Below are 22186 nucleotides of genomic sequence, written 5' to 3'. Positions count from 1 at the left end.
TGGAAAGGGGATTATTATGTCTAATCATAAGTTGAAAGTGGCTACAATTGGTGGAGGTTCAAGTTATACACCAGAATTAGTCGAGGGCTTTATAAAACGGTATGATGAATTTCCATTGACCGAATTGTGGTTGGCTGATATTGAAGAGGGTAAAGAGAAGCTTGAGATTGTAGGTAACCTTGCTAAACGAATGATTGAAAATGCAGGTCTCCCGATTGATGTTCACTTAACACTTGATCGCAGAGCCGCACTAAAAGATGCCGACTTTGTCACAACTCAATTCCGTGTCGGTTTGCTCAATGCACGTGCAAAAGATGAACGTATCCCACTTAAATATGGTGTACTTGGTCAAGAAACGAACGGTCCAGGGGGGTTATTTAAAGGTTTACGTACGATCCCAGTCATCTTAGATATTGCCAAAGATATGGAGGAACTTTGTCCAAATGCGTGGTTAATCAACTTTACAAATCCTGCTGGGATGGTAACAGAGGCAGTTCTTCGTTACTCCAATATTGATAAAGTTATCGGCCTATGTAATGTACCTATTGGAATGGAGATGGGGATTGCTAAATTACTAGACGTAGAACATTCTCGAGTTCGTATTGATTTTGCCGGGCTAAACCATATGGTATATGGGTTAGATGTATATGTTGATGGAGTTAGTGTCAAAGATGAAGTAATTGAGAAGTTATCCGATCCGGCAAATAGTAGTTTTGTCAAAAACATAGATGGTATGGGTTGGGAGCCAGCGTTTATTCAATCTTTAAATGCTCTTACGTGCCCCTATCATATGTACTACTATAAATCTAAAGAGATGTTAGATAAAGCAATAGAAAGTGCTGAGAAAGAAGGAACTCGTGCAGAGGTTGTTCAGAAGTTAGAAGAAGAGTTATTTGAGTTATATAAAGATGAAAATCTAAATATTAAGCCGCCACAACTCGAAGAACGTGGAGGAGCGTATTATTCCGATGCAGCTGTTCGTTTGATCACTTCCATCTATACAGATAAGCGTGATATTCAACCAGTTAACACAAGGAATAATGGCGCGATCGCAAGTATTCCCGCAGATTCAGCTGTGGAAGTGAGTAGTATTATTACAAAGGACGGTCCAATTCCATTAACAATGGGGGATATTCCTGTAGCAGCACGTGGACTAGTTCAACAAATTAAATCATTTGAACGGATTGCGGCAGAAGCAGCTGTGACAGGAGATTATAATAAAGCAGTTCTCGCATTAGCAATTAACCCGCTTACGCCTTCTGATACGATTGCAAAGAAAATTGTGGATGAAATGTTGGAAGCGCATAAAAAATATTTACCACAATTTTTCCAAACTGAAACAGTAAATTAATTCGAATATGGTTCTGGAGAAAGCATTTCCGGAACCGTAAGAGGATTTATTGGATTCATAATTAAGGAGGGACTAGTACAGTGTTACACAAAAAACTTAAACCATTTCCGACTGATTTCTTATGGGGAGCCGCTTCAGCTGCATATCAAGTAGAGGGTGCATGGGATACAGATGGAAAAGGAAAGTCCAATTGGGACGAATTCGTCCGTATTCCTGGGAAAACATTCAAAGATACCAACGGCGATGTAGCTGTTGATCATTACCATCGCTACAAAGAAGATATAGCTTTGATGGCTGAAATGGGATTGAAAACCTATCGATTCTCTGTAGCATGGACACGTATCTTTCCAAATGGAAAAGGAGAAGTAAATCAAAAAGGTATAGATTTTTACAATCGTTTAATTGATGAGTTGGTCAAGCATGGTATTGAACCAATATTAACCATTTATCATTGGGATTTACCACAAGCTCTTCAAGATGAGTATGGTGGCTGGGAATCAAGGCAAATTGTCGAGGACTTTAGAAATTATAGTATTACATTATTCAAGGAGTTCGGAGACCGTGTGAAATATTGGGTTTCATTAAATGAACAAAATATATTCACTAGACTGGGCTATCAAACAGGTATGCACCCACCCGGGGTAAAAGATGACAAACTATTTTATCAAGTGAACCACCACGCTAATTTAGCAAATGCGATTGCTATTAAGGAATTTCGTAACTATGTTCCTGATGGAAAAATGGGACCAAGTTTTGCATACTCACCAGCCTATGCAGCCACATCAAAACCAGCAGACATATTAGCTGCAGAAAACGCGGAAGAGTTAACAAACCACTGGTGGATGGATGTCTACACATGGGGTGAGTATCCAAAAACAACTTGGAATTATCTCAAGCGTAGAGGTATTGCTCCACAAGTAAAAGAGAGCGATTTCACACTATTGAAAGAAGGAAAGCCTGACTTCATGGGAGTGAACTATTATCAAACGACTACTTATGAAAAAAATCCCTTGGATGGCGCTACACTGGATGGTCACTTCAACACCACAGGTAAAAAAGGTACGATGGAGAGCACTGGTATACAAGGACTCTTTAAAACCGTTGCCAATAAAAACCTAGAGACAACAAACTGGGATTGGAACATTGACCCACAAGGATTACGGATTGGTCTTCGTCGAATAACGAACCGCTACGGATTACCAATCTTAATTAGCGAAAATGGTCTTGGTGAATACGATACCGTCGAAGCGGATGGTACGATAAACGACGACTACCGCATCGAGTATATTCACACTCATTTAAAGGCTATTCAGGAAGCAATTACAGACGGTGTTGACATGATTGGTTATTGTGTGTGGTCCTTTACTGATCTTCTCAGCTGGTTAAATGGATTCCAGAAACGCTATGGGTTTGTATATGTTAATCAGCATGAAGACGGAAAACACGACCTTCGACGTATCAAAAAGAAGAGCTTTTATTGGTACAAGGAAGTCATTGATAATAATGGAGAAAATATTTAATGAAATGTAAGCGCTGTCGACGGTATGTCTCGGTACTTGGATTAACGATAGCTTCTAAATAACGAAATTATAATTCTATGGAGGGATGTAAAATGAAAAAGGCGTTAATTATTTGTGCAGGTGGTATGTCATCTTCTTTAATGGCTAAGAAAACAACAGAGTTTCTTAAAAAGGAGGGCCATGATATTGAATTAGAAGCAACAGGAGCTAATGAAGGTCAAAAACTGATTGAAAAAGGTGATTTTGATTTATTTTTGGTAAGTCCTCAAACAAAAATGTACTATAAAAGGCTTAAAGATGCCGGGGATTGTTCAGGCAAACCAGTTGTAAACATCCCACCTCAGGCATATGTTCCGATTCCTATGGGGATTGAAAAGTTAGCGAATGTGATTTTACAAGAGTTTCCGGATGAATGATCTGCTCTTAGATTAAGTCCAATTGAGTGGAAATAAGGCACGCTTATTAATAAACAGCTTCCCCGCTACTAAACGCTAGTAGCGAGAGCTGGATTAATAGAAGAGGGATTTAAATGAAAAAAGATGAAATGGCACAGATAGTACAAAACAGAAAAAAGTTAAGTGTAAAATCAATGTATTTTAATCGATATTTACTTGTAAGATATGTATCCGCGTTATTCTTTTTTACAAATTTTTATTGGTTAATCTCATTATTGATGAGTGATTCGTCACTATTCTTTATCCCATTGGTATTAATCATCGTATTTGTTGTGAGTGCTGCCGAACAGGTAAAAATATTTAGCAGTCATACTAATAATGCAACACACACAAAATTCTATTTTAAAATTCAACTTGTGATAAATATTATATTGTTATTACCAACTTATTTTTCTTCTTCCTTTACCCAGTTATACCCTTTCCTAATTGAAAAAGGGTCGTCTAAACTATTTATTTTAGCGATATTAATGTTAGGAATAATATTAAGTGCGATCACTCTCAAGCGTTTACATTCGATTAAACATAATGAGGATAAACATTTTGAACGCATCAAGGAATATGAACAAGCTATTAATTAATAATAGATAGGGGAAATTACAATGGAAAATGGAAATAAAGTATTTGCTTTCTTAGAGAAGTATCTAATGGGTCCAATGGGTAAAATTGCGTCCTTCCGTATAGTGCGTGCCATAATGGCTGCAGGGATGACTTCTATTCCGTTTGTAATTGTAGGATCGATGTTCTTAGTCTTGAACGTACTACCAGAGACATTTACTTTTTTAGAGGGCTTTTTTGATAATACATTTTTCAGAATTAGTGATTTGTATATGTTAGCAAACAAAACAACGATGGGAATATTAGCGTTATATTTTGGCCTCGTTATTGGGTATGAGTATACAAAAATATTTGCTGAAGAAGAAGAGCTAAACCTAAACCCGTTAAATGGTGCTTTACTATCTTTGTTTGCATTTTTTATGACTGTTCCTCAGTTAGTTATCGAGAATGGGAAAATGACTCTCGTACATCTAATTGATGAAGACAATACAATTGTCCATGGGTGGGAAATGGTTGCAGATGGGGTAAGTCGCTTAGGGGCGACAGGAATATTCACAGCAATTATTATGTCCGTTATAGCGGTGCAAGTCTATAGATTGTGCGTTAAACAAAATTGGGTTATTAAAATGCCTGAGGCCGTTCCAGAGGGTGTGTCCAGGTCATTCACAGCCCTAATTCCGGCATTTCTAGTAGCTTTTGTTGTTTTATTAATCAATGGTATTCTAGTTGCACTGGGGACTGATATCTTTAAGATTGTTGCAATTCCTTTTGGCTTTGTTGTTAATTTAACAAGTAGCTGGGTAGGTATTTTAATTATTTACTTCTTAATCTCCGCTCTTTGGATTGTAGGTATTCATGGGGCAACTATTATTTCAGGCTTCTTGACACCAATCGTTCTAACAAACTTGCAATCTAACATAGATGGAGCAAACATTCCATTTGCAGGCGAATTCCAAAATGCATTTGTTTATATGGGTGGTTCGGGGGCTACTTTAGGCTTATGTATTTTCATTGCATTTTTAGCTAAATCAAAGCAATTAAAAGTTCTAGGCAAAGCCGCTCTTGCTCCTGGTATTTTTAATATTAATGAGCCGCTAATATTCGGATTACCAATTGTCTATAATCCCTTTTTAGCAATCCCATTTTTCCTAGCACCAATGGTATCAGCATCAATAGGTTATTGGGCGATCAAACTAAATATTATAGGTGCTGTTATCGCACATCTTCCTTGGCCTACTCCAATTGGTGCCGGAGCTTTCTTGAGTACAGGTGGAGACTATTTGGCAATCATTGTTGCATTGGTTTCTGCTATTGCAGCATTTATAGTTTGGCTGCCCTTCATTAAAATGTATGATAGTAAGTTAGTTAAGCAAGAAGAAGGTGAAGAAGCGTTAATTTAAACTAAATTATAAGTTGCGATCCTGAATAACTAGATTAAGGCAGCATATTGGAAAGATAGACCCCTTCTGATATTGCTGCTTTTTCATTCAAAAACCGCTTACTCTTCTTTCATAATGAATGACTTGTTTTTATTTTGAGTAATATCTTCTACAGTCCTTGCTTCTTGTCCATCACTTTGATCAGTAGTATGCATACCCCTTGAGTATTATCAACAAATGCTTAATAATTAGTGCAAATGCTTTATTTTTGCTATCCATTTAGAATACTTTCAATCGCTTTCATATCAAAGAGATAAAAGAGCGGGATGGTAGCGGTACAATAAGGAGGAGAAGATTATCTTGAACAAATTACAAGGGAAAACGGCGATTGTAACAGGCGCCAGTGCTGGGATTGGAGCTGCTATTGCTAAGGAATTAGCTAGTGAGGGGGCAAATGTCGTCCTAGCCGCCCGCAGGCTAAAAAAGTTAAACGAGTTAAAGAATGAAATTGCAGAAATAACAAACGGAAAAGTGAAAGTCATTGCTGTCCAGGCGGATGTATCCGTTAAGAATGACGTTAATCAACTCGTGGAACAGGCACAAACGGAGCTAGGAATGTAGACATTCTTGTCAATAATGCTGGGCAAATGCTAACAGCCACCGTCCAATCTGGACAGGTGGAGGAATGGGAAAAAATGATCGATGTGAATGTGAAGGGTACCCTTTATAGCATTGATGCTGTCTTACCTTCCATGCTATCCCGTTCTACTGGCCATATCATTAACATTGCTTCTGTTTCTGGCCTTGAAGTAACAAAGACAAGTACCGTCTATAGTGCTACAAAACATGCTGTTCGGGTTATCTCTCAAGGGTTAGAAAAGGAACTCGCCAAAACAGGTGTAAGGATAACCAATATTTCACCAGGTATGGTTGATACGAGCTTAAGCAGTGATAACAACTGGAATGGCCGTAAAAAGCTTGAGCCAACTGATATCGCAAAGGCTGTCGTCTATGCTGTTACCCAGCCTAGTTATGTGAATGTTAACGAGATTACGGTGCGACCGGTGTAAAATAGAGGGGCCTATGAAGGTCCCTCTTTTGATTGATTTTTAGTGTAGATGCTTTTTACTTACAATGCCTACCACCCACAGTCTCTTTGCAACAGGCCTCCTCCCTCATCATCTCCTCCACTAATTCCTGATTCCTCTGCCTGAAAAGATCATTATGCGACGATACCATCGCATATTCCTCGGCCTGCGGTTGAATATATTGCTTCGCCCGGTTCACGGCATTCGCAGCATCTTGGAAACAACCGGCAATCAAATTTAGTTTACCATCGAAAGCTACAATATCCCCCGCCCCATATAAACCAGGAACGGATGATTCACAATGTGTATTACCAGCAATGAAAAAATCATCCTTCATTTGAATATTCAAATCGCTCTCTTGTAGTAAACTCGCATCCTGTTCATAGCCGTGATTAATGATCACATCGTCAACAGTAACTTCAATTTTCTCCCCTGTCACTCGATCCGTCAGTTCCACAGATTTGATTTTTTCATGGTTTTCACAAGCGACTAATTTCGTAATCGTCGTTTGCGAAAGCTGCGTCACAGAGCTGTTCCGTAACTGGGTCACTTGTGCTTCATGACCAGTCGGTTCACTCTTTCGGTAGGTCATATATATTTTTTTCGCGATTGGTTCGAGTTCATTCGCCCAGTCAATCGCCGCATTGCCACCTCCTGAAATAAGCACAGTTTTACCTTGGAATCGCTTAAGTGACGTAACTGCGTAATGAATATTCGCGGCTTCAAATTGTTCCGCTCCTTCAATCTCCAGTCTTTTCGGATTTAGAATTCCTGCCCCAACCGCAACAATTACTGTCTTTGAATAATGCATGTCTCCTAAAGCGGATCGCAATACAAAAATTCCTTCTTCATTACGAGAAATCGCTTCTATTTTCTCATTCAACACTACGGCTGGTTCAAAAATCAACGCTTGGTCGACTAACTGTTCCATCAGCTTTTCTCCTGGAACGGGCGGCACTCCACCGACATCCCAAATCATTTTTTCCGGATAGACATGGATCTTTCCGCCAAGACGCGGCTGATATTCAATCAGCTTCGTCTTCATTTCCCGTAAACCGCTATAGAAAGTGGAATAGAGCCCGGCCGGACCTCCACCAATAATCGTTACATCAAACAGTTCCTCTTGTTTCATCGTCATCCACTCCAACCCCACATTATTTTAATCTTGAATAGACATTGACACATTGAAAATTTAATTATATATTAACATATATAATTGAAATTGATAATCATTATCAGTGAATATCACTAATTTAGGATGGAGGTAATACAAATGACCCGCCTTTCCGGTGAAGATTTATATATTGGCTATGGGGATCAATCAATCGTTAAAAATCTCAGTTTAACCATTCCAGATAAGAAAATTACAACGATCATCGGATCCAACGGTTGTGGAAAATCTACTTTATTGAAGGCTATTACACGGATTATCCCTCACCAAGGAGGCTCCGTCCTGTTAGATGGGAAAGATATTGCAAAAGAAAATACGAAAACGCTCGCGAAAAAAATGGCAATACTTCCTCAAACTCCTGAAAGTGCCGACGGGTTAACAGTTGGAGAATTAGTATCCTACGGGAGATTCCCTTATCAGACCGGTTTCGGACGTTTAACGAGAAAGGATTTGGAAGTCATCGATTGGGCACTTGAAGTTACAGGTATAGCGGACTTTAAATACCGGCCCATCAGCTCCCTTTCCGGCGGTCAGCGCCAACGAGTTTGGATTGCAATGACACTCGCACAAGAAACGGAAATTATCTTTCTGGACGAGCCAACAACTTATTTAGATATGGCGCACCAGCTCGAGGTTTTAGAGTTATTACAGAAACTAAACGAAGAACATAACCGGACGATTATTATGGTGTTGCATGACTTAAATCAAGCCGCTCGATTCGCCGATTATATCATTGCATTAAAGAATGGAGAGATCGTGAAAGCCGGGGCTTGTGAAGAAATTATAAATTCGGAAGTGCTCCGGGAAGTTTTTCAAATCGATGCCGTCATCGGACGGGATCCGCGCACGAATAAACCTATGTGTATGACGTACAACCTACTGAAAGGGGAAAAACAATATGAAGAAACGAATCATCCCATTTTTGCTGCTGCTCATTCTCATTAACGCATGCAGCAATTCCAATACAACGAAAGAAACAAGTGACGCACCAGAAGGCGAAGGGGAAACAATTACATACGAATCGGAGACAGGCCCGATTGAGGTTCCCGCCAATCCCGAACGGGTCGTCATCCTCTCTGGCTATACAGGGAATGTCATCCATTTAGGGGTGAACGTTGTCGGTGTAGATGTTTGGTCTAAAGACAATCCGACCTTTGAAGAAGAATTGAAAGATGTAGCAGAAGTTTCAGAGGATGATCTGGAAGGGATCTTGGAATTAGAACCAGACCTAATTATTGCGCTATCAACGGTGAACAATCTCGATAAATTAGAAGAAATTGCACCAACTGTAACCTATACATGGGGAAAAGTAGATTATTTAACCCAACATATCGAAATTGGCAAACTTCTTGGGAAAGAGGAAGAAGCGACAGAATGGGTTGAAGACTTTAAACAGCGCGCGGAGCAAATCGGGGAAGACGTCCGTGCCAAGATTGGTGAAGATGCAACCGTATCGGTTATGGAAGCCTATGGCAAAGATCTTTATGTTTACGGTGAGGACTTTGCCCGTGGAACAGAAATCTTATATGATTCAATGAAACTTAAAATGCCTGAAAAAGTAAAAGAACATGCATCCGAATCAGGTTATTATACATTATCGGCAGAAGTGCTCCCGGAATTTGCAGGGGATTATATCGTGCTAAGTAAATATTCCGAGGCAGACACCGCCTTCCAGGAAACGGACACCTACAGGAACATACCGGCTGTGAAAAATGGTAATGTGATTGATATGCAAGGGGAAGGTGCATCATTCAGCGACCCGGTTACATTGGAGAAGCAGCTCACACTCTTTGAAGAAGGATTTCTAGGAAAGTAAAATTATGAAGGAAAAAGCTTTAGCATTCAAATTTATTCTAGCCATTCCCATCTTTATCTGCATGTTTCTTCTTGCAATGAGCTTTGGTGCAGCAGAAATTTCAGTTCAAGATGTGTGGCTCGCGCTCACAACATCCAATAAGAATGACGCAATTTCCATTATCCGTGATATTCGCTTACCCCGGGAAATTGCCGCAATTGCTGTTGGAGCAGCGCTTGCTGTATCTGGTGCGATCATGCAAGGTTTAACCAGGAATCCGCTTGCCGATCCTGGACTCCTCGGTTTAACGGCCGGTGCGAATACGGCTTTAGCAATTACGATTGCCCTCCTTCCTACAGCCAACTACTTTCTAACGATGGTTGCCTGTTTTATCGGAGCGGCAATCGGTGCCGGATTAGTATTTGGCATTAGTTCCATGAAAAAAGGCGGGTTCTCTCCCTTTCACATTGTACTTGCCGGAGCTGCCGTCTCCGCATTTCTAGTTGCCATTGCTGAGGGAATTGGAATTTATTTTAAAATATCAAAAGACATTTCCATGTGGACAGCAGGCGGAATGATCGGCACGAATTGGAAGCAACTGCAAATTATCATGCCCTTTATCCTTATCGGGATTGTGCTGGCCATCTTCCTTTCCAAGCAGCTGACGATTCTCAGTTTAAATGAAGAAGTAGCGATAGGCCTTGGACAAAATATTTTCAAAGTTAAAATCCTGCTCTTTATCGCCATTATTATCCTTGCAGGCGCATCCGTTGCCCTGGTTGGGAATATGACGTTTATTGGACTGATGATCCCGCATATCGTCCGAGCAATCGTTGGGACGGATTATCGGTTTATTTTACCAATGGCTGCGATTGCAGGGGCTACGTTCATGCTGTTCGCTGATACGGTTGGGCGTACGTTGAATGCACCATTTGAAACGCCTGTTGTCGCTATCATCTCTGTGATCGGCTTACCATTTTTCCTCCTCATCGTTCGTAAAGGAGGAAAAGCATTCGTATGATACATCCGGCATTAATTAATAAACAGCGCATCATTTTAGTTATTTCACTATTACTTATTATAACGACGGTTATAATAAGCATGGGCATCGGTTCATCCAGCTTAACCTTTGACCGACTCATTCAGACGCTTCTCGGATCTGGCAGTAGAAATGAGGAATTCATCTTATATTCGATTCGCTTGCCACGGATATTGATTACCCTTCTAGCTGGGATGGCACTCGCTCTGTCTGGATCAATCCTGCAAGGAATTACGAGAAATGATTTGGCTGATCCTGGTATTATCGGAATTAATTCCGGTGCGGGAGTCGCCATTGCCGTTTTCTTTTTATTTTTTCCGATTGAAGCTGGACGCTTTGTTTATATGATTCCAGTTGTTGGATTTCTCGGCGCAGTTATCACTGGTTTCCTTATTTATCTATTTGCTTATAGTAAAAAAAGTGGCTTGCAGCCTGTAAATCTCGTGCTCATCGGAATCGGATTTTCTGCGGCACTGTCAGGTGCGATGATTGTGATTATTTCCTCTGCCGAGCGGGAGAAAGTAGATTTTATCGCCAAATGGATCGCAGGGAATATCTGGGGAACCGACTGGCCATTTATTGTGGCTCTCCTTCCCTGGCTTGTCGTTTTGATTCCATTTACTTTATATAAAGCGAACCGGTTGAACCTGCTTGGGTTAAGTGAACCTGTTGCAGTTGGTGTTGGGGTTTCCATTGAGAGAGAACGCGTCACGCTACTTTTAACAGCTGTTGCATTAGCAGCTGCTGCCGTTTCTGTCACAGGGGGGATCAGCTTTATCGGACTGATTGCACCACATCTTGCGAAATCCCTAGTCGGACCGAGGAATCAATTGTTTATCCCGGTTGCGATTTTACTTGGTGGCTGGTTGCTGTTGGTTGCGGATACAGTTGGAAGAAATTTGATTGATACAACGATTCCGGCTGGAATTATGGTTGCTTTGATTGGTGCGCCATATTTTGTTTATTTGTTGGTGAGGGATTGAGGATGAAACGATTAAAATAAAAAATGGCTGCAAATGGATAACGATTTGCAGTCATTTCATCTTCAATTATTCCACACCAGGATGATTCCCGGAAAAACCCAAACAGTATGATGAAGATATAAACTCCAATGATTATAATGAGGAACATATAAGAGATAACGAACCGATCCGATTTTTATCGATTTCAGTTAGAAGACTTAGAGAAAGAAACATCCGTAATTAGAAGGATTGCACCTGTTGCACAACCTCCTTATAAATCTTTACTTTTGGAAAAAACTGACTTCTATATTATCTATATGTCTGACTAAATAGCAAAACAGCATCGGATTTTAACTACCAATGCTGTTTTAATTATTTATATTTGGAACTATGAACGAGTCTAGCATAGATGACTAGATACTCACACTTCAAAAAGATTTAACATAGTAGTCCGTAATAATGGGAAATGCAAGAAGTGCACGAACGAAATTGTCACAATCCCAGATCAGTTAATATACTCTCCATTTTTTCACTTCTGCAAAAATATGAAATTCACCCATTAGATATTTCAATTCGCTTTTAGAACCTTATATGAGACTGTTTCACGAATTTAGAGCTGTTTTATCTAATAGAACCCTGCTATAAGACAGATTCAAATCCTTTAAGTCTCATAATTCATAACTGCTGAGCATACCACTTTTTCATTGATGGACATCGTTCCTTTTACGATTTTGTTTTCCTTTGATTCGTCCACTCATAGATAAATTGAATCATTGTTTTCGTAAATTGAAGAAGTTGTTGAATAGAAACCTCCTCATTGACCGCATGTGCATGCCTGAACTCACCCGGTCCATAAATCGCTGCCGGTATCCCCATATGCCCAAACCATCCTCCATCGGTAACAGAAGGGGAAACATCGATGACCACCTTACTATCGTGTACCATTTCATGAGACGCGGCTAGCGCATGAACCGCAGTATAATTCTTATCGACTTCTAATGATGGGAAGATTTCCCCGCGTTCTTCAATCATCGAAGTTCCACCCCATTCAAAAGTAGGCGGATGATGGCACAACCAAGGATCTGCTTTGGCAATGCGAAGAATATAGTCTTCTATTTCTTTACTCACTTGTTCATGCGTCTCATTCGGATAATAATGCACCGTGATCCATAAACGACACTCATCAGCAATAAATGCCGCATGGCGTCCCCCTTCAATTACAGCAGGATTAATCGTATTCGTTCCCGCCGGATATCCTTCATACTGTTTCGTTACAGCCCAATAGCGCTCCAGCTCTTGTAAGCCTTCTATAACTTTCATCATCTTTTCAATTGCACTCGCTTCAGGCAGACCACCGCCAGCATGTATCATGTTCCTTCTCATCGCATCATGAAACGTACGCGGATTTTTTACCGTAATCCACCCAGTTATTACACCGCCTTGACCTTGGATATGTAAATCACTCGTATCTACTACAAGCGCAAAGTCTGCATTATACCCTCGCTCGCAACATTGCAACGTACCCGCCTCACCAACTTCTTCACCTATAACAGATTGGAAAATCAGATCTCCTGGCAATTCGATATCCGCTTCATTCAATAGTTTCGTTGCGAATAATGCACTAGCAAGCCCGCCCTTCATATCAGCGGCTCCTCGACCAATAATCCGATCTTCTTCGATAATCGGCTCGAATGGATTCGTTTTCCACACTTCATCTTCACGAGCCTCAGCTACATCAATATGACCATTGATGATGAGACTATTATGTGTAGTAGATTTTATTCCCTTTTTCACACCAACAACATTCGGGTCATTTGGATACACGTCCCACATGTCGATTTCAAAGCCCATTCGATGTAAATAATCAGCGATAAAATTCTGTGCATCTTTCGTATTCCGAGCAGGAGGCGCAGATGTATTATATTCAATGAGCTTTGATAATAAATCAATTAATTCCATTTTTCTTGCGTCGACTTGCTTTAATAAGTGTTCAACCGTTATATCCATTAGATAACTCCCTCTCTAATTTATTTTAATAGACAACTAGTCATTCACCTCCCTAAACAAAAAAACCACTCCTAGAAAATAGAAGTGGTTAGAATAAGACACAAATTAGTTACATGAAAAAACATGTTCTTCAATCTGTTCTATTCACCGCTTCCTTACGCTAGTTCAAACTAGATCAAGTTCAAGGGTTGAGGATTACCTCTCTCAGTTTTTCAGTAAAACACCCCTAGTGGTGATTAAATATGGATTTTTCAGACATTAAGTTTAGTATGTCATATTGATTGTTAAACTGCAACCTCTGTTTGATGTACTCTCTTCTATTTTGATTTCTTATGATAAAACGAAATGTATGCAGGACTATTTAGCTCATTTTTTATCATAATTAATTATCATTAATTAAAAATAAAATTTCAGTTATACTAAAAAAAAGATTCGACGGTAAGTAAGAAAAACCCTCTAATACAGGCATATTCAAGTGTCTTATTAGGGGGTTTTATTTAGATTACATATATAGCGTCATCATGTTGAAATTACTCTTCAAAAAAAGAAAACAGCTTAAAGTGTATGTCAGCAACATTATATTTGCATCTATAAACAAACATGTCTATTTTAGTTATAAAAGTATCCCCTTGTCCGGTTTTTGGTTTTACTTAACTAGCATTGAGCTACCATAATGACTCGCGGGCAAACGATCAGATATGGTACCTCAAATTCAAAAACTAATGATGAAAGCGCTAATCGGAGCTACATTAGCAAATCTTCTGAACGGCGCCATTGTTGCAATGCTTATTTTCTAATAAATCTATACTTGAATACCAGAAAGAATATTATTTAGGATGTTTGCTTCAAGCGAATAACAATGATTGATGTATGTTTGTTTGAATGATATCCTATTTAATATTGGAATATAGATTGAAAGAAGGTCTTTCATGAAGAATACAGATCATGCTATCAATAAAGGTCCTTTTAATTTACAGAACCTTATTTTAACAATTGGAATTATATTCGTAGCTTTTAACTTACGGCCTGCTATTACGTCAATCGGTCCTTTAATTCGTTTAATCAGAGATGACGTTGATATTACGAATGGAACGGCAGGGTTATTGACAAGCTTACCCCTGATTACATTTGCCATTGTATCACCAATTGTTCCAAAGTTATCTAGAAAATTAACAAGCGAAATTGCATTAATCATTGGTTTACTTTTAATCATTATCGGTATTCTAATTCGCTCTTTCGCAATTCTTACCCCGTTATTGCTAGGAACACTTATTATTGGTTCGGGTATTGCAATATGTAATGTCTTATTACCAGGAATAATTAAGGATAATTTCCCGTTGAAGGTTGCACTCATGACAGGTGTTTACTCAACAGCTATGAATATATTTGCAGCCTCTGCTTCAGGGTTAAGTTATCCATTTACAAAAATGTTAAATGGAAATTGGCAATTATCTCTGCAAATCTGGATGATACCTGCAATCCTAGCTGTCCTTATTTGGATATATATAACAAGAAAAAATACAGTAAACAATGAAGGAAAACAGATACAACTAGAAAGTAATAATTCGGCTAATAATCGAATGTGGGGTTCCGCCTTGGCATGGCAGGTTGCAACCCTTTTAGGCTTACAATCATTCTTATTTTATGTGACGATATCTTGGTTGCCTGAAATGTTGATTTCAAATGGTGTAAGTTTAACGACAGCTGGTTGGCTCCTATCTTTCGCACAGATTATTGGGCTTCCCGCTAGCTTTTTAGTACCGACCTTTGCCGGTAAAGTGAGATCCCAAAGCCTTATTGCTGTATCGATGGGATTATCAGCTTTCTTTGGTTATAGCGGTCTTCTGCTAGGGAGCTCGATGCCTATATTGATTATAAGTATTACATTAATTGGCATCACGTTAAATGGTGGGTTCGCATTAGCTTTAACTCTACTAGGCTTACGTGCAAAAACCTCTGAACAAGCCTCAGAGTTATCGGGTATGGCCCAGTCGATTGGATATTTATTAGCTGCTGCAGGTCCTTTTGCGATAGGCATAGTATTTGATTTAACAACGAGTTGGACGGTGCCATTAATTGTATTAATTCTAATATCTACATTAATAATGATCTTTGGCTTTCTAGCAGGAAGAAATAAATATGTATTAAATTAAATATGCAACTTTTACACTGAGGCAACATTCCAAACTTTGACGTTAATGATTTCTTTTTCCACAATGATCATTGCGTTAATCGCAGTCGTTGCCTCTATTTAAAAAACTCAGATGAAGGTACACCTGATAAATCATTTGCTTCCCCCTGCTCAAATGCGATTAATACCTCATCTTGCTGACCAGGTTCTAAATCAACGAACTTCTGAGAAAACTCTTTGTTGCTGTGATTATCCAGTTCTTTTAAACCTGAACGGAATAAGTCTTTTCGGAAAAGCTTAATCTGTTCTCCTTGCGTTTCCTCCGGTTCATACCATGGACCCAATCGATAATCACTGCCGTTGATCCCCCATTGACTGGCAAGCTGATGGTCAATATAGATTGCTGCATTTAAATCTTTTGCGCCTGGTCCTAAGTCATCCGCTGGGAAGATACGTTCACAAGCGGCTACTGTAGTCTGATATTCATCAGGATAGAAAAACATCAATGCAATATTTGGATTTTCCTCGGGTGCTGCTGGTGCCACATCGGTTTCTGTATTTTTATTACTACCAAGTAAACCCCCGATTGTACCACCAACAACAATGCCCCCAACGGCTATGCCTGAGTTTCTTAAAAATGTACGTCTCCAACGGTCTGTACCTTGTTTTTCACCTGTATTATTTTTCTTTTTGTCGTCTGACATAGAAATAACCTCCTATTTATTAATTGAAAGCACTTATATTTGCCAAAAATGGAGTAAAAGTTAAAAAATGATCCAAATAACCACTTTTCTCTAGCTTAGACATATAAACAAAGAAAAATACTTTTAGTTTATGTAAAGCTAGCTACAATACTTAAAACGGGGCTGTTGCACATCAGATAACTGATTGTACAACAGCTTTTTTGTGTAAACACAAAAAAACAGACCACAAAGGGTCTGCTCTCGTGTATTATTAATTTATGACTAATAAAACAATAATACAACCCCAGTATACGCAAACATCCGGTAATTATCAATTATATCTACCGATGGATGTAGAAGAAATGATTCCGATGGATGATTCGGTCCGACTTCACTGCCTCTTATGTGAAAGGATGGATTATAGAGAACTATTACAGGCGTACTCTCCAAAAGGGAGAAAACCGGCAGTCGATCCAGTCATTCTATTTAAGGTCATTACCTACGCAGCTTCGCAAAAAATCTATTCTTCCCGCGAAATCGAAAAAGCATGTCGCCGGGATATCAATTTTCGTTGGCTTCTTCAAGGGTATACAGCTCCGGATCATTCCACCATCAGTCGTTTCAAGCAAAAATATCTGACTGATAGCGTAATGGAACAGCTCTTCTTCCAACAAGTCGTGTGGCTCTATCAACAAGAAGCGATTACCGGTGAAACAATCTATATAGATGGCACAAAAATCGAAGCGTATGCCAATCGGTATTCTTTTGTATGGAAAAAGGCAATCACCAAGCATGAAGCCAAGATGTATACCAAATGGCAAGCCCTTCTGGAACAGATTAATACAACGTACTGTCAGATCTTCACAAGTCCTTACGAGACCTTTTTGGATGATTTGAAACAAGTACTTGCTTTCCTGGAGAAAATACAAGAGGAAGAAAACATCACGTTTGTTTATGGCAAAGGGAAAAGAAAAAACGTCCTTCAACGTTACCATGAACAAGTAAAGGAAATGCTTCAGCGCAAAGAACACTATGATGCTTCCAATCAGATTATGGGAGAGAAACGAAACAGCTATTCCAAAACAGACCATGATGCGACGTTTATGCGTATGAAAGATGATCATATGCGGAATGGTCAACTCAAACCGGCCTATAATGTCCAAGCTGCCGTGGATGCGGAATTTATCGTTGGAATTAATGTGTTTTCCGATCGAAACGACACAACAACATTGATTCCAATGCTTCAATATTTAAAGGAAAATCTCCCCTTCGCGTATCGCCATATCGTCGCAGATTCCGGATATGAAAGCGAAGAAAATGATGTGTATTTAAAGAAGCAACAACAGACGGCCTATATCAAACCGCAAAATCATTAACGCAAGAAAAAAGCTTCTTTCAAAAAGGACATCAGACATCGAGAAAACATGGCTTATCCGAGGAGTTAGAAATAATGCCTGGTAGTAATTTATCCCAAGACTAAAATCACGAGTGTTCTTGATTTTATTTAAAAAACCTCTCTGCCATATTCGGAATAACAGAGAGGTTTTATATCAGCTAGGTGCTATTAATTTTTTTCATTTAAAGCCTTTATTTCCTCTTTATCCAAGTAGGTGACTTCCGCTATAAGATTGATATCTAATCCTTTGCTCAACATTTCCATGGCAACTTCTTTCTTACCTATTTCCTTCCCTATCTCCTTCCCAATTTCTTTTCCCTTTTCCTCATACGAGATTGGTATCTCGAGAATCTTTTCTGCTTCTGGCAGCTCTTCAATTTCCTTCATTAGCTGTTCCTCCTGTTCTGTAGGAGTTTTTATATTTTTTCTTTTAATCTCTTTATTTCCTCTTTATCCAAGTAGGTGACTTCCGCTATAAGGTTGGTATCTAATCCTTTTCTCAACATTTCCATGGCAACTTCTTTCTTACCTATTTCTTTCCCTATTTCCTTACCTATTTCCTTACCTATTTCTTTTCCTTTTTCCTCATACGAGATTGGTATCTCAAGAATCTTTTCTGCTTCTGGCAGCTCTTCAATTTCCTTCATTAGCCGTTCCTCCTGTTCTGTAGTTAGTTTTAAATATGTCTCAAAAAATCCATAGACAATACGCTGCTTGGCTGGGTTTAATTTCATTTTCACCATCATGCGCAGAAATTCCTTTTTAACCTGTACCTTTTCCTTTTCCTGATATCCCATTTCACTCATAAGTGCTGCAGCAACTGGGTTTTCAGAGAGAATATAATCACGCCAGTTCTTTTTCTTTAGATGCAGTGTCAGATAGTTGAATGTCAGCACATGGAAAAAAGGGAGTTCCATTGTGTACTGGTTTCTTTCCCATTCTGCTTTATAAGTTAGTACAGCAATAGGCACTATCGGTTTTTGATACTTATTATACAGCATGCTGAAATAGTGATACATGCGCTTATGGAAATCCTTTTGTTCATAACTTTGCGGCTCAATATGGACAATTACTACGACATCTGTCCCTTTTAGCGTTGTTTCAATAACAATATCCAGCCTGCGGGTTTCCCCTTGTAATACATCGGTATACACTTCTTCAGACAATAGTTTTATCGCTTGAAAATCAATACCTTCGTAAACGTCGGGAAAAAATGCTTCGAGAAATTCTTTAAAAAATGTTTTGATGAGGTCCTTGTACAGTTGATCATGTTTTGTGTAGGTTGATTTTGAGGGTTCTTCTTTAATAAGCTGTGGCAGGGCTGCCATTTTAATCACATCCTTTAGGTGGGGTTTGGTGCGATGACGGAGGTGCTGTTTCTGCTTATAATATAGCATGTTTTTAATTAAATGCAAATTATTCAAACACCTTAAGATGGGCTAATTTTAGAATCTATCACAAGGATCCTTAGAAAACCTTGACTCAATCATATGGATTAATAGTTGAATCCTCACGGTGCAATTCTACCTCGGTTCCTCTTTTTATTCCCTGTCCGTAAAAATAGTTGCCTGCAAAAATGAACCCGATAAATACGACAGCAAGAATACTCGCTAAAGTAATGAGAAATTTCTTTTTCAAACAATATCCCCCTGTAAATTTCATTTTTATCATTCATTAACCTATTATTAACCCCCACTCTTCCATTCTATCCTGTTTCTTATTATACTTATCACCAGAAGACTAAATTATTTTTATTGTTAATTTGATGTTATTGGAGGCTAGAATGTGAAGAAATGGGCGTATTTGATTTTATTCATATCAATTTTTCTACTAGGAGGCTGCCAAGTGAATAATGAAGAACAAACGAAGAGGCCGTCAGAATTGAACGAAGATGAGTTGCCAGATGGCCGGGCATTTGAAGATGAATTTACTCGAGGATTCTTAGAATCTACGGAAGAAACGAGACCTGGTTATTATCCTTTTTTATCTGGGACCGGGAAGTATGAAATGGATTTTCCTCTAAACGGAAGAGTAGGTGAAAGAGGCTATGCTCTAAAAGATAAAGATTATGAAGGTGTATTTGTTGGCATAGATAATGGAGAGCTGAAAAGTGCACTTAGCCTAAACTATTATTCAACAGATCGGAGAGGGCGTGAAGATTTGAAATTAGACATGATTAATGATCGAATAAGTCAGGAACTTGAATATGATAAATTCACTTCGGAATACAGCACATTATATCTCTCTTATTTTGAAACTGAAATGTATTATGGGTATGCGGGTTTTTTGCAAAATGAAGTAGAGAATGGCGGGATAGAAATTATATATCAGACAGAATGTAATGCAAGCAAAGAAAAATGTGAGGCCAAAAAAGCGGAAAGTATAGATGTAATGAGAGAACAGATTGAGTCGATTCAATTTACTTTAGAATCAAATGAAAGCGAATGAGTAACTTATGAGTGAAAATCTTATATCTACTAATGAAATGAGATTACGCATGGTTGATTTAGAATATAAGGGTCTCAAAGAAGAAGATTTTAAAAGTAAACTAAAACAATTGTATATAGAAGAATATGGAAAGGAGATTGGTGCAAATATAGAAATATTCCATACTTCGGAGTCCGAGAATCCGGATATAAAAGATACTGGATATGATGGGACAGCGGTTCATTTCTATTCTGAAAAAGGGGGGATTAATGAACTCTATGTCATTTCTCAAGGAACCCAAGATATGAAGGATTGGGAATATAATCTTAAAGCTATGTTTGCAGGTCTAGAATACTCTCAAGCTAGAGCAACTAATTTATTTACTAAGGAAGTGATTCACCACATTGAAACTAAAGATGAATTAAGTGTCATTGGTCTTTCTCATTCTTTAGCTCATAATAATAACACGACTGCACTTCTACTTCATGATACTTTTGATAAAATTTATAGTGTTAATGGTGCTCAAACTAACTATTATCAACTATATTATGCTGATAAAGACTTTGCAGAAAAACTAAATAAAAGGTTTTCCATTCCTGTGTCTGATGAAAATGCCATCTACAACCTAGACCCTGCACAACTCGAAGCATTCGCAAAAAACTATTACGCAGACAAAGCAGATAACATTCACCAAGTCATTTCACTCGATGATCCCCTCTATGCCGTTAGTGGGACACGTGGATTTTTTACGCTCGGTGAGGTGGAGTATATTGATACAAATCCAGATTATCCAGGTCTGCGGTCAATCATGGATGATATTCCAGATCACGTCATACAGGATTTTCAAGCATTAGCCATTCAATACACAACAGCTTCCCAGGAGGGTGGATTAGATGCGGCGCTTTACGATATTCTAGGAGTTGATATGGATCTTATCAGAGGAGTCGATGGGGCTGGAGATATGCTTAAATTATATATATCAAAACAGGGTGAATTGGATACCCTAATTAGAAATTTGAATGAGAAAGTTCCCGAATTATTGTCACATATCCAAACGATTACAAGTAATGCAGATATTATTTTCGGCAGATTTCAGGAAGCTGGCTATATCACAGAAAAACAAAAAAAAGTGCTTGTCACCGAAATAGCCAAAATTGAGCATGAACTCTTGGGGATAAAAACTGCGATAGAAAGAAACGTTGTAATTCGAGATTCTGGTAACTTTTCTGCACAATTAGGTGGTGATACTGGATCTATTCTGAAAGTTATCATGCATATATACTCCATTCATAAAAGTCTAGAAACATTAAACCAGGAGGATTTTCTTGATATCTTGAATAGGATAGGAGAAAGTCATGGAATCCTAGAATTGTTAGAATCCATAACCGGAGGGAAAAAATCATATATAGGACCAGATATGATTTTTACAGCAACTAGTGGAAAAAAAGAAATCAAAGTGAATATGTCTGCCGCCCTTCAAATGTACCAACAAGGCGCGAGAGTATTACAAGAAAAGGAAGCCGAAATAGCGCAATTCTCCAAGGCTATTGAAATGGAAATAATGGATGCTTACAAGGATGAAAGAAGAAAAGTCATTCATAAAATAAATGATATGGAGGGAAGCCCGCGTCTGTATCATCATCTACTTGCCAAGCATGGATTATATCCGACATTCACGAAAAAAGTCACAGGTATTCGAGTACATGAGGTACTATATCCACTCGAACAAGCGGATCTCAATCAAGAAATACACATATTAAGAGAGTCGGTGGAAAAAGCACGCTTACAAATAGAAGGCTATCGCAAAGCAATTGAATCTTTGTTTGAAGAGGATGAGCGTATCTCTAAACAGTTTGACTTAATGAGGGGTGTGTAAAATGAGTGAGACGCATTCAATCACAGTTACGGAAGATCTACTTCCATTGAAAGATTTTTCATATAAAAAAGACACTTTAATAAGACACGCAGATCGTATTAGAAAATGTGACACAGAATTTTTCTCTCTCGTAAATAAGACTTTTATTGATGAAGGGCAAAAGGGAGAGATAGTCGATGAGATGGTTCTGAAAACAAAACAATTAGAGGTTTGGAATACGAACCTGCTGTTTGATGTAAAATTGGACAGGTAGTTAATCGATTCGATGAGCAAGTAGATGAAATGAAAACACAACGCATTACCATAGCCTATGAAAATATATTCGTTATTAAGTAATAGGAATAACAATAG

General features: G+C 38.7%; 21 protein-coding genes, 1 pseudogene and 1 riboswitch. Of the genes and pseudogenes, 16 read left to right on the top strand and 6 right to left on the bottom strand.

Features of this window, described 5'->3' with window-relative positions:
* The first annotated feature begins 16 nt into the window (after positions 1 to 16).
* The 6 genes and pseudogenes from WKU33_RS00275 to WKU33_RS00250 all read left to right on the top strand — a co-directional run bounded on the left by WKU33_RS00275 (position 17) and on the right by WKU33_RS00250 (position 6330).
* Positions 17 to 1351 carry a 6-phospho-beta-glucosidase gene (locus tag WKU33_RS00275; RefSeq protein WP_188859094.1) on the top strand — a complete coding sequence of 445 codons (1335 nt, stop codon included), beginning with the start codon at positions 17 to 19 and terminating at the stop codon, positions 1349 to 1351.
* Positions 1352 to 1431: 80 nt separating this feature from the next.
* On the top strand, positions 1432 to 2871 hold the full coding sequence (locus WKU33_RS00270) for a glycoside hydrolase family 1 protein (protein WP_340452675.1): 1440 nt from the start codon (positions 1432 to 1434) through the stop codon (positions 2869 to 2871).
* A 92-nt stretch (positions 2872 to 2963) separates the two neighbouring features.
* Entirely contained in the window at positions 2964 to 3287 is a 324-nt protein-coding gene (locus WKU33_RS00265) for a PTS cellobiose transporter subunit IIB (protein ID WP_340452673.1), read from the top strand.
* A gap of 113 nt (positions 3288 to 3400) precedes the next feature.
* Positions 3401 to 3904 carry a hypothetical protein gene (locus tag WKU33_RS00260; protein ID WP_188859098.1) on the top strand — a complete coding sequence of 168 codons (504 nt, stop codon included), beginning with the start codon at positions 3401 to 3403 and terminating at the stop codon, positions 3902 to 3904.
* Positions 3905 to 3925: 21 nt separating this feature from the next.
* Positions 3926 to 5281 carry a PTS cellobiose transporter subunit IIC gene (celB, locus tag WKU33_RS00255; RefSeq protein ID WP_340452669.1) on the top strand — a complete coding sequence of 452 codons (1356 nt, stop codon included), beginning with the start codon at positions 3926 to 3928 and terminating at the stop codon, positions 5279 to 5281.
* A gap of 339 nt (positions 5282 to 5620) precedes the next feature.
* Positions 5621 to 6330, top strand: a pseudogene (locus WKU33_RS00250) (SDR family oxidoreductase).
* A 55-nt stretch (positions 6331 to 6385) separates the two neighbouring features.
* Here WKU33_RS00250 and WKU33_RS00245 read toward each other — a convergent pair.
* Complete coding sequence (locus WKU33_RS00245) at positions 6386 to 7480, bottom strand: NAD(P)/FAD-dependent oxidoreductase (RefSeq protein ID WP_156857345.1); 1095 nt, start codon at positions 7478 to 7480, stop codon at positions 6386 to 6388.
* A 141-nt stretch (positions 7481 to 7621) separates the two neighbouring features.
* Here WKU33_RS00245 and WKU33_RS00240 point away from each other — a divergent pair, with 141 nt between their 5' ends.
* The 4 genes from WKU33_RS00240 to WKU33_RS00225 are packed head-to-tail and all read left to right on the top strand — an operon-like array spanning position 7622 to position 11336.
* Positions 7622 to 8464 (top strand): ABC transporter ATP-binding protein, encoded by an 843-nt coding sequence (locus tag WKU33_RS00240; RefSeq protein ID WP_156857344.1) that lies wholly within the window; start codon positions 7622 to 7624, stop codon positions 8462 to 8464.
* A complete protein-coding gene (locus tag WKU33_RS00235) occupies positions 8418 to 9335 on the top strand; it encodes an iron-hydroxamate ABC transporter substrate-binding protein (RefSeq protein ID WP_336252663.1) in 918 nt (305 codons plus the stop codon). Before WKU33_RS00240 ends, WKU33_RS00235 begins: the two co-directional genes overlap by 47 nt.
* 4 nt (positions 9336 to 9339) lie before the next feature.
* On the top strand, positions 9340 to 10335 hold the full coding sequence (locus tag WKU33_RS00230) for a FecCD family ABC transporter permease (protein ID WP_336252662.1): 996 nt from the start codon (positions 9340 to 9342) through the stop codon (positions 10333 to 10335).
* Positions 10332 to 11336, top strand: coding sequence for a FecCD family ABC transporter permease (locus WKU33_RS00225; protein ID WP_336252661.1), 1005 nt, complete (start codon positions 10332 to 10334; stop codon positions 11334 to 11336). Before WKU33_RS00230 ends, WKU33_RS00225 begins: the two co-directional genes overlap by 4 nt.
* 702 nt (positions 11337 to 12038) lie before the next feature.
* On the opposite strand, the gene WKU33_RS00220 is transcribed toward WKU33_RS00225, so the two are convergent.
* Entirely contained in the window at positions 12039 to 13322 is a 1284-nt protein-coding gene (locus WKU33_RS00220; protein ID WP_156857340.1) for an acetylornithine deacetylase, read from the bottom strand.
* Between the two features lie 135 nt (positions 13323 to 13457).
* A riboswitch (TPP riboswitch) is annotated at positions 13458 to 13560 on the bottom strand.
* A gap of 691 nt (positions 13561 to 14251) precedes the next feature.
* On the opposite strand from WKU33_RS00220, the gene WKU33_RS00215 reads away from it, so the two are divergent.
* Both WKU33_RS00215 and WKU33_RS19030 read left to right on the top strand, forming a co-directional pair.
* Complete coding sequence (locus tag WKU33_RS00215; RefSeq protein WP_156857339.1) at positions 14252 to 15475, top strand: CynX/NimT family MFS transporter; 1224 nt, start codon at positions 14252 to 14254, stop codon at positions 15473 to 15475.
* Positions 15476 to 15577 (top strand): putative holin-like toxin, encoded by a 102-nt coding sequence (locus tag WKU33_RS19030; RefSeq protein ID WP_370459799.1) that lies wholly within the window; start codon positions 15476 to 15478, stop codon positions 15575 to 15577.
* On the opposite strand, the gene WKU33_RS00210 is transcribed toward WKU33_RS19030, so the two are convergent.
* Positions 15570 to 16157, bottom strand: coding sequence for a gluconate 2-dehydrogenase subunit 3 family protein (locus WKU33_RS00210; RefSeq protein WP_156857338.1), 588 nt, complete (start codon positions 16155 to 16157; stop codon positions 15570 to 15572). The two genes, WKU33_RS19030 and WKU33_RS00210, sit on opposite strands and share 8 nt — an antisense overlap.
* Positions 16158 to 16414: 257 nt before the next feature.
* Between WKU33_RS00210 and WKU33_RS00205 the strand changes: the two genes are divergently transcribed.
* Complete coding sequence (locus WKU33_RS00205; protein ID WP_156857337.1) at positions 16415 to 17512, top strand: transposase; 1098 nt, start codon at positions 16415 to 16417, stop codon at positions 17510 to 17512.
* 188 nt (positions 17513 to 17700) lie between these two features.
* Here WKU33_RS00205 and WKU33_RS00200 read toward each other — a convergent pair whose 3' ends face one another.
* The 3 genes from WKU33_RS00200 to WKU33_RS00190 form a co-directional block, all read right to left on the bottom strand.
* Entirely contained in the window at positions 17701 to 17919 is a 219-nt protein-coding gene (locus WKU33_RS00200) for a hypothetical protein (RefSeq protein WP_156857336.1), read from the bottom strand.
* Between the two features lie 29 nt (positions 17920 to 17948).
* A complete protein-coding gene (locus WKU33_RS00195) occupies positions 17949 to 18860 on the bottom strand; it encodes a transposase (protein WP_340452661.1) in 912 nt (303 codons plus the stop codon).
* A gap of 154 nt (positions 18861 to 19014) precedes the next feature.
* Positions 19015 to 19170, bottom strand: coding sequence for a hypothetical protein (locus tag WKU33_RS00190; RefSeq protein WP_336253181.1), 156 nt, complete (start codon positions 19168 to 19170; stop codon positions 19015 to 19017).
* A gap of 207 nt (positions 19171 to 19377) precedes the next feature.
* Here WKU33_RS00190 and WKU33_RS00185 point away from each other — a divergent pair, with 207 nt between their 5' ends.
* Genes WKU33_RS00185 through WKU33_RS00175 form a run of 3 tightly spaced genes read left to right on the top strand, consistent with a single transcriptional unit; the run spans position 19378 to position 22088 of the window.
* Entirely contained in the window at positions 19378 to 19980 is a 603-nt protein-coding gene (locus WKU33_RS00185) for a hypothetical protein (protein ID WP_340452660.1), read from the top strand.
* Positions 19981 to 19987: 7 nt separating this feature from the next.
* Positions 19988 to 21835 carry a DUF6792 domain-containing protein gene (locus tag WKU33_RS00180; RefSeq protein WP_340452658.1) on the top strand — a complete coding sequence of 616 codons (1848 nt, stop codon included), beginning with the start codon at positions 19988 to 19990 and terminating at the stop codon, positions 21833 to 21835.
* 1 nt (position 21836) lies between these two features.
* Positions 21837 to 22088 carry a hypothetical protein gene (locus WKU33_RS00175; RefSeq protein WP_336253184.1) on the top strand — a complete coding sequence of 84 codons (252 nt, stop codon included), beginning with the start codon at positions 21837 to 21839 and terminating at the stop codon, positions 22086 to 22088.
* Positions 22089 to 22186 lie beyond the last annotated feature (98 nt).

It is taken from the genome of Oceanobacillus sp. HCA-5259 (assembly GCF_037892815.1).
In the GTDB taxonomy this organism is placed as follows: domain Bacteria; phylum Bacillota; class Bacilli; order Bacillales; family Amphibacillaceae; genus Oceanobacillus; species Oceanobacillus indicireducens.
The sequence above is the reverse complement of the archived record's forward strand: the minus strand, read 5'-3'. Positions and strand labels throughout refer to the sequence as shown.

Excerpts from the sequence above, each read along its gene's own strand:
- WKU33_RS00275 (WP_188859094.1), top strand. The coding sequence starts at position 17 with ATGTCTAATCATAAGTTGAAAGTGGCTACAATTGGTGGAGGTTCAAGT.
- WKU33_RS00265 (WP_340452673.1), top strand. The coding sequence starts at position 2,964 with ATGAAAAAGGCGTTAATTATTTGTGCAGGTGGTATGTCATCTTCTTTA.
- WKU33_RS00260 (WP_188859098.1), top strand. The coding sequence starts at position 3,401 with ATGAAAAAAGATGAAATGGCACAGATAGTACAAAACAGAAAAAAGTTA.
- celB (WP_340452669.1), top strand. The coding sequence starts at position 3,926 with ATGGAAAATGGAAATAAAGTATTTGCTTTCTTAGAGAAGTATCTAATG.
- WKU33_RS00245 (WP_156857345.1), bottom strand. The coding sequence starts at position 7,480 with ATGAAACAAGAGGAACTGTTTGATGTAACGATTATTGGTGGAGGTCCG.
- WKU33_RS00240 (WP_156857344.1), top strand. The coding sequence starts at position 7,622 with ATGACCCGCCTTTCCGGTGAAGATTTATATATTGGCTATGGGGATCAA.
- WKU33_RS00235 (WP_336252663.1), top strand. The coding sequence starts at position 8,418 with ATGAAGAAACGAATCATCCCATTTTTGCTGCTGCTCATTCTCATTAAC.
- WKU33_RS00230 (WP_336252662.1), top strand. The coding sequence starts at position 9,340 with ATGAAGGAAAAAGCTTTAGCATTCAAATTTATTCTAGCCATTCCCATC.
- WKU33_RS00225 (WP_336252661.1), top strand. The coding sequence starts at position 10,332 with ATGATACATCCGGCATTAATTAATAAACAGCGCATCATTTTAGTTATT.
- WKU33_RS00220 (WP_156857340.1), bottom strand. The coding sequence starts at position 13,322 with ATGGATATAACGGTTGAACACTTATTAAAGCAAGTCGACGCAAGAAAA.
- WKU33_RS00215 (WP_156857339.1), top strand. The coding sequence starts at position 14,252 with ATGAAGAATACAGATCATGCTATCAATAAAGGTCCTTTTAATTTACAG.
- WKU33_RS00210 (WP_156857338.1), bottom strand. The coding sequence starts at position 16,157 with ATGTCAGACGACAAAAAGAAAAATAATACAGGTGAAAAACAAGGTACA.
- WKU33_RS00205 (WP_156857337.1), top strand. The coding sequence starts at position 16,415 with ATGACTAATAAAACAATAATACAACCCCAGTATACGCAAACATCCGGT.
- WKU33_RS00200 (WP_156857336.1), bottom strand. The coding sequence starts at position 17,919 with ATGAAGGAAATTGAAGAGCTGCCAGAAGCAGAAAAGATTCTCGAGATA.
- WKU33_RS00195 (WP_340452661.1), bottom strand. The coding sequence starts at position 18,860 with ATGGCAGCCCTGCCACAGCTTATTAAAGAAGAACCCTCAAAATCAACC.
- WKU33_RS00180 (WP_340452658.1), top strand. The coding sequence starts at position 19,988 with ATGAGTGAAAATCTTATATCTACTAATGAAATGAGATTACGCATGGTT.
- WKU33_RS00175 (WP_336253184.1), top strand. The coding sequence starts at position 21,837 with ATGAGTGAGACGCATTCAATCACAGTTACGGAAGATCTACTTCCATTG.